The sequence below is a fragment of the Streptomyces sp. NPDC001507 genome (genome assembly GCF_042894765.1).
GTDB lineage: Bacteria > Actinomycetota > Actinomycetes > Streptomycetales > Streptomycetaceae > Streptomyces.
In genome coordinates, this window is record NZ_JBIAVV010000007.1 from 110621 (window position 1) to 124691 (window position 14071).

The 14071-nt window shown below is 72.1% G+C and carries 14 protein-coding genes; 2 read left to right on the top strand and 12 right to left on the bottom strand.

Features of this window, described 5'->3' with window-relative positions:
- Positions 1-17: 17 nt before the first annotated feature.
- Entirely contained in the window at positions 18-332 is a 315-nt protein-coding gene (locus tag ACFY0K_RS23150) for a hypothetical protein (protein ID WP_366364691.1), read from the bottom strand.
- Entirely contained in the window at positions 329-2044 is a 1716-nt protein-coding gene (locus tag ACFY0K_RS23155; protein WP_390641440.1) for an MFS transporter, read from the bottom strand. The genes ACFY0K_RS23150 and ACFY0K_RS23155 overlap by 4 nt, the downstream gene beginning before the upstream one ends.
- A gap of 66 nt (positions 2045-2110) precedes the next feature.
- Here ACFY0K_RS23155 and ACFY0K_RS23160 point away from each other — a divergent pair, with 66 nt between their 5' ends.
- Entirely contained in the window at positions 2111-2599 is a 489-nt protein-coding gene (locus ACFY0K_RS23160) for a MarR family transcriptional regulator (RefSeq protein WP_351959298.1), read from the top strand.
- A gap of 84 nt (positions 2600-2683) precedes the next feature.
- On the opposite strand, the gene ACFY0K_RS23165 is transcribed toward ACFY0K_RS23160, so the two are convergent.
- Genes ACFY0K_RS23165 through ACFY0K_RS23195 form a run of 7 tightly spaced genes read right to left on the bottom strand, consistent with a single transcriptional unit; the run spans position 2684 to position 9524 of the window.
- Positions 2684-3820 (bottom strand): alpha/beta hydrolase family protein, encoded by a 1137-nt coding sequence (locus ACFY0K_RS23165; RefSeq protein ID WP_390641441.1) that lies wholly within the window; start codon positions 3818-3820, stop codon positions 2684-2686.
- Positions 3813-5360, bottom strand: coding sequence for an AMP-binding protein (locus tag ACFY0K_RS23170; protein WP_390641442.1), 1548 nt, complete (start codon positions 5358-5360; stop codon positions 3813-3815). The genes ACFY0K_RS23165 and ACFY0K_RS23170 overlap by 8 nt, the downstream gene beginning before the upstream one ends.
- A complete protein-coding gene (locus ACFY0K_RS23175) occupies positions 5357-6310 on the bottom strand; it encodes an aromatase/cyclase (protein WP_390641443.1) in 954 nt (317 codons plus the stop codon). Before ACFY0K_RS23175 ends, ACFY0K_RS23170 begins: the two co-directional genes overlap by 4 nt.
- Positions 6307-6564, bottom strand: coding sequence for an acyl carrier protein (locus ACFY0K_RS23180; protein ID WP_351959302.1), 258 nt, complete (start codon positions 6562-6564; stop codon positions 6307-6309). The genes ACFY0K_RS23175 and ACFY0K_RS23180 overlap by 4 nt, the downstream gene beginning before the upstream one ends.
- 10 nt (positions 6565-6574) lie before the next feature.
- Positions 6575-7816 carry a ketosynthase chain-length factor gene (locus ACFY0K_RS23185; RefSeq protein WP_390641444.1) on the bottom strand — a complete coding sequence of 414 codons (1242 nt, stop codon included), beginning with the start codon at positions 7814-7816 and terminating at the stop codon, positions 6575-6577.
- Positions 7813-9084 carry a beta-ketoacyl-[acyl-carrier-protein] synthase family protein gene (locus tag ACFY0K_RS23190; RefSeq protein ID WP_390641445.1) on the bottom strand — a complete coding sequence of 424 codons (1272 nt, stop codon included), beginning with the start codon at positions 9082-9084 and terminating at the stop codon, positions 7813-7815. The genes ACFY0K_RS23185 and ACFY0K_RS23190 overlap by 4 nt, the downstream gene beginning before the upstream one ends.
- A gap of 14 nt (positions 9085-9098) precedes the next feature.
- Positions 9099-9524 (bottom strand): nuclear transport factor 2 family protein, encoded by a 426-nt coding sequence (locus tag ACFY0K_RS23195; RefSeq protein ID WP_177232860.1) that lies wholly within the window; start codon positions 9522-9524, stop codon positions 9099-9101.
- Between the two features lie 147 nt (positions 9525-9671).
- Here ACFY0K_RS23195 and fabG point away from each other — a divergent pair, with 147 nt between their 5' ends.
- On the top strand, positions 9672-10472 hold the full coding sequence (gene fabG / locus ACFY0K_RS23200) for a 3-oxoacyl-ACP reductase FabG (RefSeq protein ID WP_390641446.1): 801 nt from the start codon (positions 9672-9674) through the stop codon (positions 10470-10472).
- Positions 10473-10583: 111 nt separating this feature from the next.
- Here the strand turns inward: fabG and ACFY0K_RS23205 are convergent, their stop codons facing one another.
- From ACFY0K_RS23205 to ACFY0K_RS23215, 3 genes are read right to left on the bottom strand one after another with little or no spacing between them, the layout of a single operon-like run.
- A complete protein-coding gene (locus ACFY0K_RS23205; RefSeq protein WP_390641447.1) occupies positions 10584-11732 on the bottom strand; it encodes a hydrolase in 1149 nt (382 codons plus the stop codon).
- A 50-nt stretch (positions 11733-11782) separates the two neighbouring features.
- Entirely contained in the window at positions 11783-12307 is a 525-nt protein-coding gene (locus tag ACFY0K_RS23210; protein ID WP_390641448.1) for a flavin reductase family protein, read from the bottom strand.
- Complete coding sequence (locus ACFY0K_RS23215; protein ID WP_390641449.1) at positions 12304-14013, bottom strand: NAD(P)/FAD-dependent oxidoreductase; 1710 nt, start codon at positions 14011-14013, stop codon at positions 12304-12306. The genes ACFY0K_RS23210 and ACFY0K_RS23215 overlap by 4 nt, the downstream gene beginning before the upstream one ends.
- Positions 14014-14071 lie beyond the last annotated feature (58 nt).

A 14071-nucleotide genomic window follows, 5' to 3' on the forward strand; every position in this document is an offset into this window, starting at 1 on the left:
ACCTGGTGCGGTGGTGGTCAGGCGATCTGCAGCAACCGCGGGACGATCACGTCGCGGACGTGGTCCTGAACGGTCTGCATGGGGACGCGCTGTGCTTCGAGGACCACGGTGCCGTGCGGAGCGGCGTGCCGGCGCACGGGAGGACGGGACTCCCACTCGACGCCGCTGCCGACCAGGACGGCGATGAACCGGCCCGTGTCCAGCAGGGAGAGGGCCTCCGCGTCACGGGTCACGCCGACCGCGGTGAAGCCGTTGGCCTCGATGATGTCGGTGGAGGCGTCGACCAGGTGCCGCTCGCGGCCGAGGACCAGGACGTTCTTCTCGTTGCTCATGCCGTCACCTCGGTGGGTTCGGTGCTCACGGCGGTCGCGTCGGCGGGCCGCGAGTGCTTGGGCAGGGTCAGGAAGCCGGCGGCGGCGAGCACCAGGATGCCGGCGTCCAGCAGCAGGACGGTCCGGAAGCCCGACGAGTAGCTGACCGAGTCGGCACGGGCGACGGCCCGGCCGAACGCGGCGGCGGTCTTCGGGTCGCTTTCGGTGCAGCTGGCCGGCACCTTGCTCGGATCGACCGAGTCGGCGCGCTGCCGCACACAGGTGCGGAAGTCGTCGAGGAGCCGGCCCTGGGAGGAGACGCCGGCGCCGCCGAGGGCGGACTTCAGCACGGGGGTGGCCTCGTCGGTGGCGTGGCCGGCCGCGTTGCCGACCTGGGCGAAGAAGACGACGCCCGTCAGGGCGACACCGAGGGCCATGCCGAGCTGCTGGACGGTGTTCAGCAGGCCGGAGGCGTTGCCCGCCTGCTCGCCGGGGACCTGGCCGAGCAGCAGGTCCAGGGTCGGCGCGACGATCAGGCCGAAGCCGATGCCGGAGACGATGTGCACCGGGATGATCTGCCAGGACGCCAGGCTGTGGCCGTAGTGGGCGACCAGGACGGCGAAGGCGATGAAGCCGACCGCGTTGACGATGCCGCCGGCCACCAGCACGTTGCGGCCGAACTTGGGGACCAGTTTGTCGGGGGCGTTGCCGGCGCCGATGCCGACACCGATGGCGAAGGTGGCGGCGGTCAGGCCGGCGTGCATCGGCGTCCAGCCGAGGCCCTGCTGCAGGAAGAGCGTCCAGACGAAGAAGAATCCGCCCACCGCGATCCAGAACAGGAACCACACCGCCATGCCGACCGAGAACGACCGGGAGCGGAACACGCCGAACTCGACCAGCGCGGAGCCGACCGTGGCGAAGCGGCGCCGCTCGTAGGCGAGGAAGACCGCGAGCAGCACCAGGGCACCGGCGAGCATGCCGTAGGTCCAGGCGGGCCAGCCCAGGCGGCGGCCCTCGGTGAGCGGGTAGACCAGCAGCACCACGGCGGCCAGCGCCAGTGGCATGCCGAGCAGGTCGAGTTTGGGGCGCTGCGGGGCGCGGGACTCGCGGATCACGAGGGCGCCGGCGATGAGCGCGGCGATCCCGACCGGGACGTTGACCAGGAAGATCGGGCGCCACTCCCAGCCGAAGAGGTCCCACTGCACGAGCAGGCCGCCGAGGGCGAGGCCGAAGACCGCGGAGGAGCCGGTGACCGCGCCGAAGACGGCGACCGCCTTGCCGCGCTCGGCCGGTGGGAAGACCACGTGCAGGATCGCCAGGATCTGGGTGACCATCAGGCCGGCCGCGGCGCCCTGGAGGAACCGGGAGACGATCAGCATCTCGGGGTTGACCGCGACGCCGCACAGCAGTGAGGCGACGGTGAAGCCGGCCATGCCGATCAGGAAGACGCGCTTGCGTCCGAAGATGTCGCCGAGCCGCCCGCTGAGGATCAGCAGCGCGGCGAAGGAGAGCACGTACGCCGCGATCACCCACTCGATCTGGGCGTAGTCGGCGTGCAGGTCGCGCTGGATGCTCGGGACGGTGACGTTGACGACCGTGGTGTCGACCAGGTCCATGAATCCTGCGATCAGGACGACCGCGAAGGCCAGCCGGCGCTTCGGGTCGGGTGCGGCGCCACCCGGGGATTCCTGCGGCGGGGCGCCGGGCGTGGTTGCGGAGATGTCTTGGGTCACGGAGCCAGTATGCACTTCTGGTGACTATCCCTCAAGGTGATAATTCATTGGGGGTATCATGACGCCGTGAGTACTCAATTGCTGTTCGACCACCCCGCCTGCGTGATGACCCACCTCAGCGCCCACGTGCAGGAGCAGCTCGTCGACGTGCTCGCACCGCTGGGCATCCACCCCCGCCAGTTCGGCCTGCTCAACCTGCTGACCGAGGAGGACGGCCGCAGCCAGCACCAGCTCGCCGGACCGCTGAACGTGCACCGCAACGTGATGGTCGGCCTGGTCGACGAGCTGGAGCGGCGCGGACTGGTGGAGCGCCGCCGCCATCCGACCGACCGCCGCGCCCACGCCGTCCACCTGCTCCCGGCCGGCCGCAGCCTGCACGCCGAGGCCGAGGCTTTGGTGAGCGGCTTCGAGGACCGGCTGCTCGGCGGGCTGGAGCCGGACGAGGCGCAGACCTTCGTCACCCTGCTCAAGCGGGTCTTCGTGCACGCCGGACTCGACCACGACCTGCACCCCGGACTGCTCGCGTCCGGTGCGGCCCTCACCGAGCACCGCTGACGTCGGCGGATCCCGGGCCCGGTGGTGCCCGGCGGGACGCGAAGGGCCTGCCCGGCCGGTCGCCGGGCAGGCCCGTTTCCCCCGTCAGGCGCGGCCGGCCAGCCGGTCCGTGACCAGGTCGGCGGTGCGCAGGGTGTAGGAGTTGATCAGGTTGAGGCTGGTGTGCGCCTCCCTGGGATGTACCTCGAGCGTGTGCCGGCCCGACCACGCCCGGTCGAGGTCGTACAGCCCCTCGACCGGGAAGATGTCGTCCAGCGCGCCGGACACGCTCAGCACCTCGGTGGCCGGCGCCGGGCCGGGCTCGACCGCCAGTTCGTCGAAGCGCGGCTGCAGGTCCTCGCCCGGCCCGGCGTCGAAGGCGAACCGGAAGTTGTCCTTCAGCCGTCGCGGCAGGCCGTCGAACTTGGCGATCGCGGGGCCGCCGCCGAAATTGACGACGCACCGGAAGTGCTCGCCGAGTTCCCGGGCCACCCGCAGCGCCAGGTAGCCGCCGAAGCTGATACCGGCGAAGGCCAGCCGGTCGGCGGCGATCCCCGGTTCGGTGCGCAGCCTCTCCAGCAGTTCGGCGACCACCCGCTCCATCTCGACCAGCACCGGGGTACGGCCCAGCCGTGACCCCTGCCCCGGTCCCTCGAAGAGCACGGCGGCGATGCCGCGCTCCAGGTAGGCCTCGGCCAACGCCACCACCTCGACCTCGGTGGCCGAGTCCAGGCCGTTGGAGAGCACCACCGCGGGCAGCGGCTCGCCCGACGCACGCATCGCCCCGGTGCGCAGCACCCAGTAGCCCCCGCCGGTGCCGGGCAGCGACCCCTCGGTGACCTCGAGGTCGGTGCCCGCCAGACTGCCCAGGAAGCAGTCCCGGATGCGCTGCCGCAACCGCTGCTTGACGGCCCGGTCGTCGAAGTACTGGAACTCCGCCCAGTGGTAGGCCGCGGCGGCGCCACGCAGTGCGCGGCCGCGCCCGGCCGTCGTGCCGGACCCCTCGGCGAGGGCGGTGTACTCCTCGGCGAGGGCGGTCCAGCGCTCGCGCCAGAGGTTCCAGAACCCGGCGGAGGCCAGGTCCAGGTCGTCGGCCGGGAAGCCGTCCAGGGCCGCCGCGATGTCGCCCCAGTGCACCTGCGGGGCGTAGCGCGCGTTCAGGAACATCAGCCGCGGGAAGAGGTAGCCGAGCGCCCGGTACACGTGCTCGGGCACCCGCAGCCGCTCCGTGGTCTCAGTCATCGGAGCCGCCCTTCAGCAGCACCACCCGGGCCGGGTCGACGCGGGCGGCCACCTCGCCGCGCATGATCTTTCCGTTGGCGCTGCGGGCGAACGGCTCGGGGGTGGCCCAGATCCGGTCCGGCCACTTCTCCGGGGCCAGCGAGCCGCGCAGTTCGGCGGCGACGAGTTCGCGCAGCTCCTCGGCGCCGTGCAGGCCGATCGGACCGCACAGGCAGGCGACCGGCAGCTCGTGCGGGCCGTTCGGGTTCGGCAGGCCCGCCAGCACCACCTCGTCCGCTCCCGGGGTGCCGGCCAGCACCGCCTCGACCTCCTCGGGATAGATGCGGTGGCCGTTCTCGCTGAGCAGCACCCCGGCCAGCCGGCCCTTGAGCACCAGGTCGCCGTCGGGGCTCCACTCGGCGAGGTCACCGGTGCGCAGCCACTCGCCGACCGGCTCGACCACACCGCTGGCGACGTCCACGTAGCCCTCCATCACCGAGTCACCGCGGACCAGGATCTCGCCGACGCCGTCCGGGTGGCCGGCCGCCGGCTCCAGCCGCACCTCCAGGGAGTCGTCGGGCCGGCCGATGCAGTAGACGTGCTTGAGATGGCGCGCCTCGGTGTGGCCCTGCTCGCCGAGGAAGCAGAACGGACCGTAGGTCTCGGTCAGTCCGTAGCCCTGGATCCAGTCGCAGCGCGCCAGCTCGCGGCCCTCTTCGAGCACCGCCCGGGGGACGGCGGCCCCGCCGTAGGAGACCACCCGCAGGCTGGACAGATCGTCCCCGCCCGTGCCCGCCGCGGACACGAACTGCTTGAGCGCCACCGGGCGCAGCGCCAGGTGCGTGGCCCGGTGCCGGGCCACCTGGGCCGGCCACCGGCCGGGGTCCGGGCTCTCCGGGAAGACCACGGTGCCGTCGTGCAGCAGCGCACCGAAGGAGTTGATGACACCGGTGGTGTTGTTCATCAGACCTGTCATGAAGATCCGGGCGGTGGGGCCGTAGCCCATGGTGCGGGTGACCCAGCCGATCCGGGCACAGATGTGCGCCTCGCCGATGCTGATCGCCTTCGGTTTGCCGGTGGTACCACTGGTGAACAGCACCAGGAAGTGCTCCACCGGTTCGGGGTGGAGCACCTTCGCCTCCGCCTCGGGCGCCTCGCCGGCCGGGAACGGCAGCTCCACCACATTGGCGCAGTGCTCACGCAGCACGTCCAGGCCTGCCCGGTCCCGTTTGAAGTGCACCACCGCGTCGGGCTCGGCGGCGTCCGCGATGGACAGCCACTCGGAGAGCGCCGTCGCCTGCAGTCCGTACGGCATCAGCAGGTGCAGACCCAGCGAGCTGGCCGCGGCGAGGAAGAACACCGCCTCCGGCCCGTGGTCGAGCAGTGCCAGCACCCGCCGGCCCGGGACCAGGCCGCGTTCGAGGAGTTCGGCCTGGGCCCGGCCCACCTCGTTGCGGACCTGGCGCCGGGTCAGCGAGCGGTCGCCCGCGACCATGCACACCCGGTCGGCGTCGGCGCCCGGCGAGAGGGCGAGGCCGGCCAGTTTCCGCGTGGGGTTCATGGGCGCCGCACCACCGATGCCGCGTATGCGCACGCCGCCTCCATGGTGGCCCGGCTGTTGGCGCCCAGCGTGTCGCGGACGTGCGCGCACGCCTGCTCGAAGGTGGTGCCCGCGCCGAGCGTCTGCGCCACCGCGGCCGGGTCGACCGCCACGGTGTGGTGCGAGACGATCGCGGTGCCGCTGCCCGATTTCTCGAACTCCCACAGACCGCTGTGCCCGGACAGCAGGGCGGGCAGCACGGTCTGCTTGTAGGAGATCCGCTCGCCGGGCACGCACAGCCGGACCGAGGCGGTGGTGTGGCTGCGGCCGTCCGAGGTGAGGGTGTCCATCGCCATCACCTGCACGCCTGCCGGGTCCTCGGTGAGGTCGACCCGGCCGACGTGCGGCAGCCGCTCGGGCCACAGGTCGCAGCGGTGCACGAAGTCGTACACATCGGCCGGGTCCGCGCCGGGCGCCACCACCCGGTCGTGGAACGAGAAGACCAACTGCTCAAGGGGATACGGGCGTTCGGCGAAGTCGCCGAGCGCGGCCAGCTCCTCGACGCTGTTGCGGTCCACCGCCCGGGCGATCCAGTCCAGTGCCTGGGGGTCGTCGTCCACGGCGGTGAAGGCGTGGGTCAGCACGATCCGGGTGCGGCCGTCGCCTGCCGGGTGGAAGGACCACTCGCCGGACATCGCGGCGACCGGCGCGGTGGACCGGTCCTGTCGGAAGGAGATCCGCAGGGCCTGGGGGTCCAGGGAGCGGCGGGAGGTCCAGGTCGCCATCGTCCCGTTGGTCCGCGCCCACAGCTCGATCCGCTCGTCGGCGCCGTCCCGCTCGATCTGCGTGGCCCGTACGCACGGACCCAGCAGCACCGGCCAGCGGCTGACGTCCGCGACCAGCGCGTACAGCCGGTCGGCGGGAGCCTGAACCTCCCTGCTGTGCTCCGTCTCTCGGGTGCGGGGGCTCATGCGGCCGCGGCCTCCTTCGCGGAGCGGACCAGTTCGGCCAGCTCGCGAGGCGTGCGGGCCTCGAAGAGCAGCTCGTCCGGTATCAGCACGCCGAACTCGCTCTCGATCGCGGTGGCGGTCTCCATCAGGGCCAGCGACTCGTAGCCGAGCGCGTCGAAGGTGGTGTCGGCGAAGTCGGCGTCGGAGACCCCGGATTCGGAGGCGCCGGCGCTGGCGACGATGACACGGCGGATCTCGTCCACGGTGATGTTCACAACTGTCTCCTCAGGAATGGTCGTTGGCGGCGTCGGAGTCCCAGGCGCGGACCACGACGGCCGAATTGAAGCCCCGCAGGCCGCGGGCGACCACGAGCACGGTGCGCACGGCCGCCTCCCGGGCCCGGTCGCGGACCAGGTCGATGCCGTACTCGGCGGGCACCTCGCGGGTGCCGGGGGTGGGCGGGATCACGCCGTCACGGATCGCCAGCAGCGCGACGGCGGTGTCCAGCGAACCGCCGCCCGCGTAGGTGCGGCCGGACCCGGCCTTCGGCGCGGTCACCGGCACCGCGCCCGGCCCGAACACCTCGCGCAGCGCGGCCGCCTCCGCCCGGTCCAGGCCGGGCACCCCGACCGCGTCGGCGAGGATCAGGTCGACCTGGCCGGCCGTCACCCCGGCGTCGGCGAGTGCCGCCTCGACGGTGCGGCGCAGCGCCGGGGGACGGCCGGAGCCCGGCGCGGGGTCGAAGCCGCTGGCGTAGCCGGCGATCTCGCCGAGGATGTCCGGGGCGCCGCGGCGCAGCGCCGCCTCGGCGTCCTCCAGCACCAGCAGCGCGCCGCCCTCGCCGGGCACGTAGCCGTCGGCGTCCCGGTCGAAGGGCAGGTAGGCGCGGCCCGGATCGGTGCTGGTGGAGAGCCGGTCGCCGGCGATCTGCGCAGCCCATCCCCAGGGGTCGAGCGCGGAGTCGACCCCGCCCGCGACCACCAGCGGGGTGCCGCGGCGCACGGTCCGCCGGGCGTGGCCGATCGCGTCCAGGCCGCCCGCCTGCTCGGTGACCAGCGCGCTGGAGGGGCCGCGCATGCCGTGCCGGATGGAGATCTGGCCGGTGTTCACCGCGTAGAACCAGGCGAAGGACTCGTAGACGCTGACCGTCTGCGGGCCCCAGGTCCACAGTTTGTGGAACTCCCGGTGGGTGAACTCGAAGCCGCCGAGGGCGTTTGCGGTGACCACGCCCATGTCGTAGTCGACCAGGCTGGCCGGGTCGACCTTGGCGTCCTCCAGCGCCCAGCCGGCCGCGACCAGCGCGTACCGGGTGGAGACATCGGTCTGCGGGAGCAGCCGGTCGGGCAGGTGGTCGGCCACGTCGAACCCGCGGATCTCGCCGGCCAGCTTGGCCGGGTACTTCGTCACGTCGAACCGGGTGAGCTCGCCGAGGCCGTGCCGGCCCTCCCGGGTGGCGGCCCAGAAGGCCTGGGTGCCCAGTCCGTTGGCGGCGAGCGCGCCGATCCCGGTGACTACGGTCCTGGTCATTCCTTCTCCCCGGTCGGGCGCCGCAGCACCATCGCGGTCTGGAAGCCGCCGAAGCCGCTGCCGACCGTGAGCACGGTCCGCACGTCCAGTTCGCGCGCGGTCAGCGGCACGTAGTCGAGGTCGCACTCGGGGTCGGCCTCGTGCAGGTTGGCGGTCGGCGGCACCACGCCGTTCTTGATGGCGAGCGCGCAGGCGGCGATCTCCACCGAGCCGATGGCGCCCAGCGAGTGACCGACCATCGACTTGATCGAACTGACCGGCGTGCGGTAGGCGTGGTCGCCGAGGGCGCGTTTGACCGCGGCGGTCTCGTGCCGGTCGTTCTGCTTGGTGCCGGAGCCGTGGGCGTTGATGTAGTCCACGTCGGTCGGGTTGACGCGCGCCTGGTCCAGGGCGACCCGGATCGCCTCGGCCATCTCCCGGCCGTCCGGCTTGAGGCCGGTCATGTGGTACGCGTTGCAGCGGGTGCCGTAGCCGCTGACCTCGGCGTAGACCGGGGCGCCACGGCGGCGCGCCGACTCCAGGGTCTCCAGGACGAACATCGCGGCGCCCTCGGCGAGCACGAAGCCGGTGCGGGAACGGTCGAACGGGCGGGAGGCGGTCTCCGGCTCGTCGTTCCGTGCCGTGGTCGCCTTGATCGCGTCGAAGCAGGCCACCACGATCGGCGTGATCGGGGTGTCGGTGGCGCCCGCCACGATGACGTCGGCCGAGCCCTCCTGGATCAGCTGCAGGGCGTGTCCGACCGCGTCCAGGCCGGAGGTGCAGCCGTTGGAGACCAGCGACACCGGCCCCTCCGCGCCGACCTTCCACGCCACCTCGGCCGGCATCACGCTCGGCGCCAGGTAGTCGAACATGTGCGGCGACAGCCACTCCTCGCTGTCCACCAGCCAGTCGCGGCCGGAGTCGGACAGCACCAGGTACTCGCGCTCCAGGCTGGTCGCCGCGGCCACCGCGCTGCCCAGGGTGACCCCGATCCGCGCCGGGTCGACGCCCGCGAAGTCCAGGCCGCTGTCGCGCACGGCCTCCTGGGCGCAGACCACGGCGAACTGGGTGGCCCGGTCCATGCGGCGGATCTCCCGCTGGCTCAGCCCCTCCCACACCGGCTCGAAGTCCGCCTCGCCGGCGATCTGCGACCGGTACGACGACGGGTCGAAGAAACTGATCCGCCGGGTCGCGGTACGGCCCGCGGTGAGCAGGTCCCAGAACTCCTTGGTGCCCCGGCCGCCCGGGGCGCGCACGCCGATGCCGGTGATGACCACTCGTCGGCTCATCACAACCACCTCTCTCAGAAACCGTCGTGGTCGACGAGCCGCTCCTGGTTGCGCAGCCGCCCGTCCTCGCGGACCAGGACGTCGCGCACCACGCAACTGCGGACCAGCTCCGGACCGTCGCCCGGCCGGGTGGTCAGCACCAGCGCGTAGCAGGTACTGCGGAGTCTGCCGTCGCCCAGTCGCTCGACGTCGACCATCGTGAACATGTGGCGCCGCTGCTGCGGATCGACGGTGAACCGCTCGCGCACCTGGTAAAGGTCGGACAGGATGCCGGCCCGGGTGCGCGCCGGCTCCCGGCCGGGCGTGTGGCCGAACACCGCGTCCTCGGTGAAGGTGGCTGCGTACTCCTCCACCTTGCCCGCGTCCAGCGCCTGCATCTGACGCGCGTAGTACTGAAGAACCTCTGCGTACAACTCGGCGCTGACGCCGGTCGACTCCATCTCCTCGGACTCCTTCACGCGGCCGTTGATTGCGCTCAGTCTTCAATCGCGTCCAAGAGCCCCGGTCGAGACGGGCTCGACGCCCGCGCCGCGGGGCTGGAGCGGGGCTCGACCGGGGCGCGAGCCGCCGCGGCGACGGTGGTGTGCATGAACGCATCCACTTCCACCGACAGCGAGCGGCCGGTCGCGCTGGTCACCGGCGCCACCAGCGGCATCGGCCACGAGATCGCCCGTACGCTGGCCCGCCAGGGCCACGCCGTCTACCTGTGCGCCCGGACCGCCAAAACCCTTGAGGACACCCTCACCGAGCTGCGTGCCGAGGGCCTGGACGTCGACGGCAGCACCTGCGACGTCACCTCGCCCGAGCAGGTGCGGGCGCTGGTCGACGCCACCGTCGAGCGCTACGGGAGGCTCGACGTACTGGTCAACAACGCCGGCCGGCCCGGCGGCGGCGCCACCGCCGAGGTCCCCGACGAACTGTGGTTCGACGTGATCAACACCAACCTGAACAGCGTCTTCCTGGTCACCAAGGCGGCGCTGAGCCGCGGCGGCATGCTGGAGCGCGGTACCGGACGGATCGTCAACATCGCCTCCACCGGGGGCAAGCAGGGCGTGGTGCACGCCGCGCCCTACACCGCCTCCAAGCACGGCGTGGTCGGCTTCTCCAAGTCCCTGGGCCTGGAGCTGGCCAGGACCGGCATCACCGTCAACGCGGTCTGCCCGGGATTCGTGGAGACCCCGATGGCCGAGCGGGTGCGCGAGCACTACGCGGGGATCTGGGGTGTGGACGAGCAGGAGGCGCACAGCAGGATCACCACCCGGGTGCCGCTCGGCCGCTACGTGGAGCCGAGCGAGGTGGCCGCGATGGTCTCCTACCTGGTCTCCCCGGGCGCCGCGGCGGTCACCGCGCAGGCGCTGAACGTCTGCGGCGGCCTGGGCAACTACTGATCCCCACTGAGCCCCACTGCTTCCCTCTGCCCGCCACCGATCGCCACGACGTCAGGGCGCCGGGACCTCCACCGAGGTCCCGGCGCCCTGACGTCGTACGGGCGGCCCGGTTCAGGCCTTGAGCACCTGGTCGACCCAGCCGCGGGCGGCCGGCTCGAACTGCAGCGCCACATGGGTGGAGATGGCGGTGACGTCCCGCCACAGCCGCTGCATCGAACCGGAGACCGCCTGCCCGCGGGTGCCGGACTGGCGGAACAGCCGGTCGACCGCGGTCACCGACAGATCGACGGCCAGGGCGCAGTCCCGCAGGTTGCGGGTGGTGTCCAGCGGGTGGGTGGCGGCGCCCTCGTCGGCGAGCCGGGCGGCCCGCTCCAGCAGCAGCCGGGCCGCGTCCACCTCGCCGGCCGAGCGGGCCAGTGCCTGCTCGGCGGAGCCCCGCACACCCTGCACGCCGGTGGTGCCGGGCAGCTGCGGGGCGTGGCCGGCCTTCTCGGCGAAGTACACCGAGAAGGTACGGACCATGCCGAGCGCGGCGCCGACCGCCGGCGCGGCGAACATCAGCCCGTTGACCGCCTGGAGCGGGGCGCGATGGCAGGCCGCCGCCACCCCGCCCCAGGCCTCACCGGTGCGTCCGGCGAACAGGTCGGCCCGGTCGAAGGAGAGGTGCTCGGGCACGAACACCTCGTCGAGGACCAGGGTGTTGCTGCCGGTGGCGGCCATGCCGACGCTGTGCCAGGTGTCCTCGATCCGGTACGCGGAGCGCGGCAGGGCGAACAGCCGCGCCTCGCTGCCCGTCCCGGACTCCACCAGGCCGCACATCAGCGCCCAGTCCGAGTGGGCGACACCGCTGATGTACGGCCAGCGGCCGGCGACCAGCCAGCCCCCGGCGGCCGGCCGGGCGGTGCCGAACGGCGTCACGGACCCGACCAGCACCGTGTCCGGACCGGCCGCCCAGATCCTCGCCTGGCCCTCCTCGGGCAGGAACGCCCCCGCCATCCGGGCGATCGAGGCGATCAGCGAGGCACACCAGGAACTGGCCGGGCACTCCTCGGCGATCACCTGGACTGCCTCCACCAGCTCGGTGAAGGAACCGGCGGTACCGCCGACCGCCGCGGGGACGAAGTGCCGGGCGAAACCCGCCCGGACGATCTCCTCCAGCACGGCGGGATCGAGTTCACGGGCCCGCTCGGCGGCCTCGGCAAGGCGGCCGGCGGTCGCGGCGACCGCGGTCGCGGCGGTGCACAACCCGGCGGTGGGCATCTGTCTTCTCCTCACTACTCGGGTACTGCTCGGATCCTGCGCGGATGCGGTCAGGAGGCGGCCGGCAGCCGGTGGAAGGCGTTGCGGAAGAAGGTCAGCGGCCCCTCCTCGCGCTGCACGGCCAGGTCGATCACCTCGCCGATCACGATCACGTGGTCCCCGCCGTCCACCTCGCGGTCAATCCGGCACTCCAGATAGGCCAGCGCGTCCGGCAGCACGGGCACACCGGTGATGCCCGGCCGGGTGGCGGCCTGCGCGGTGTGCCGGGTGTGCCGGCTGGCGAAGGTGCGGCACAGCTCCTCCTGGTCGGCGGCCAGGATGTTCACCGCGAAGGCGCCGGTCCGCCGCAGGACCGGCAGTTCGTTCGAGTCGTTGTGGATGCAGACCAGGATCAGGGCCGGGTCGAGCGAGACCGAGGTGAAGGAGTTCACCGTCAGGCCCGCGGTTCGCTCGGTGCTGCCGCTGGTGATCACGGTGACGCCGGTGGCCCAGTTGGCGCAGACGCTGCGCAGTGCCTGCGGGTCCACCAGGGCCGGGTCCGGCTGCAGCAGGCCCGCCGCGTGGCGCTCGCTCATGCCGCACCGTCGAGCAGCGGATCGGCGAACAGGCCCTGGCTGCCCTCGGAGATCTCCTCCGCCTGGGCCAGCGTCAGCAGGACCGGGCCGGTGTGCAGGCCGTCGCGCTGCCAGTCGTCGGGACGCAGGCTGATCGCGTACGGGTTGACCGGCACCTCCGGATCCGGGGTGACGCCGAGTCCGCGGGCGGCCCGGTGGAAGACGGCGACCGCCAGCGCCTCGGCGACCCTGACGTCACGGGAGATCTCGGCGGCCAGTTCGTCGTCGGTGTAGTCGACCACGAGGGTGGCGTGGCTGTCCTTGATCGCCTTGGCCGGCACATAGGCGTTGGCCGGGCCGTCGGTGACCACCTTCTCCAGCTCGTTCCAGTCGCGGAAGACCTGCTGGACCCGGTCGTTGACCTCGTACAGCTTCTCGAGGTCGCCGCGCACCCGCTGCATGAACGCGTAGTCCAGGAAGCGGTTCTTGACGAAGACCAGCACCACGCCGACGTGGTTGAGCATGGCGTCCCAGCACAGCTTCGGCACCATCACCGCGGGGTTCCCGAAGGCCGGGTAGTGGTCCTCGACCTTGGAGAGCACGAACCGGAAGGTACGCAGATGGAAGTCGTTGTAGAACTCCAGCCGCTCGGCGATCTCCTCGCCGGCGAAGTCCCGGACGACCAGGTCGGTGGTGACGCTGTTGCCGTAGCCGATCATGTCCGAGCCGGGCGAGTAGAAGGCGTCCACGAAGGCACCGGCCTCGCCGACCAGCATCCAGCGGTCCGGCGAGTACACCCGGTCGGTGCTGAAGGCGAAGTCCTTCAGGGTGATGAAGTCCGCGATGTCACCGGTGCGGCCGTCGACCACCTCGGCGAGCTGCGGCTCGTTCGCGCGCAGCCACTCCTGGACCTTCTCGAAGGTCCGGATCTCGTCGTACGGGTGGATCCGCGGGTCGGCGCAGACGCCGACCGAGATGTGGTCCGAGCCCAGCGGGATCAGCCACACCCAGTAGCCCTCGCCCATCAGGTGGTTGGTGGAGAACTTGCGGATGCCGGCGCGGTTCATCCGCTCCATCCACTTGGCGTCGTCCTTGCCCCACTCCTCCAGGTCGATGCCGCCGGTGAGGCGGAACCAGGAGGCGTTGATGGTGTGGGACACCTCGCGGGACAGGCCCAGCTTGCGCTTGACGAAGTGGGCGCGGCCGGCCGCGTCGACGAGCCAGCGGGCGCTGATGGTGCGCGGTTCGCCGCCCTGGGTGTAGGACACCGTGTGGTCCGCGTCGCCCTCGCGCAGTTCCACGTCGGTGATCGAGGCGCCCTGGCGCAGGTCGACGCCGGCGTCCAGGGCCATCCGGGTCAGCTCGTTCTCGAACCGGCCGCGGTCTATCTGGTAGTTGTTGTGCGCCGGGAACTCCCGCGGGCCGAGCTCGATCCGCTTGGTGAGGTCATGGTTGCCGCCCGCGGGCTGGAAGAACCGCAGGCCGTTCTTCTTCAGATGGAACTTCTCCAAGTGCTCCTTCATCGCGACGATCTCGGCGAAGTAGTGCGCGCCCGCCGGCACCGTCGACTCGCCGACCTTGAACGCCGCCTCCGGCGCCAGGCCCTCCCGCTTGTCGAGGATCACCACGTCCGTCTCCGGACGGGCGTTCTTGAGCTGGACCGCGAGCGTGAGACCCGCGAGCCCGCCGCCGAGGATCACCACATCGGTCGTAGCCTGATCCACCATCGCTCCTCCTGCTGGTAACAAGTCGTCATGAAGTCTGTGGGGGCGCTCTCGCGGCCCG

What these genes read in the sequence shown, in the direction of transcription:
- ACFY0K_RS23150 (WP_366364691.1), bottom strand. Translation starts at nt 332, where the DNA reads ATGAGCAACGAGAAGAACGTCCTGGTCCTCGGCCGCGAGCGGCACCTG.
- ACFY0K_RS23165 (WP_390641441.1), bottom strand. Translation starts at nt 3,820, where the DNA reads ATGACTGAGACCACGGAGCGGCTGCGGGTGCCCGAGCACGTGTACCGG.
- ACFY0K_RS23170 (WP_390641442.1), bottom strand. Translation starts at nt 5,360, where the DNA reads ATGAACCCCACGCGGAAACTGGCCGGCCTCGCCCTCTCGCCGGGCGCC.
- ACFY0K_RS23175 (WP_390641443.1), bottom strand. Translation starts at nt 6,310, where the DNA reads ATGAGCCCCCGCACCCGAGAGACGGAGCACAGCAGGGAGGTTCAGGCT.
- ACFY0K_RS23185 (WP_390641444.1), bottom strand. Translation starts at nt 7,816, where the DNA reads ATGACCAGGACCGTAGTCACCGGGATCGGCGCGCTCGCCGCCAACGGA.
- ACFY0K_RS23190 (WP_390641445.1), bottom strand. Translation starts at nt 9,084, where the DNA reads ATGAGCCGACGAGTGGTCATCACCGGCATCGGCGTGCGCGCCCCGGGC.
- ACFY0K_RS23195 (WP_177232860.1), bottom strand. Translation starts at nt 9,524, where the DNA reads ATGGAGTCGACCGGCGTCAGCGCCGAGTTGTACGCAGAGGTTCTTCAG.
- fabG (WP_390641446.1), top strand. Translation starts at nt 9,672, where the DNA reads ATGAACGCATCCACTTCCACCGACAGCGAGCGGCCGGTCGCGCTGGTC.
- ACFY0K_RS23205 (WP_390641447.1), bottom strand. Translation starts at nt 11,732, where the DNA reads ATGCCCACCGCCGGGTTGTGCACCGCCGCGACCGCGGTCGCCGCGACC.
- ACFY0K_RS23210 (WP_390641448.1), bottom strand. Translation starts at nt 12,307, where the DNA reads ATGAGCGAGCGCCACGCGGCGGGCCTGCTGCAGCCGGACCCGGCCCTG.
- ACFY0K_RS23215 (WP_390641449.1), bottom strand. Translation starts at nt 14,013, where the DNA reads ATGGTGGATCAGGCTACGACCGATGTGGTGATCCTCGGCGGCGGGCTC.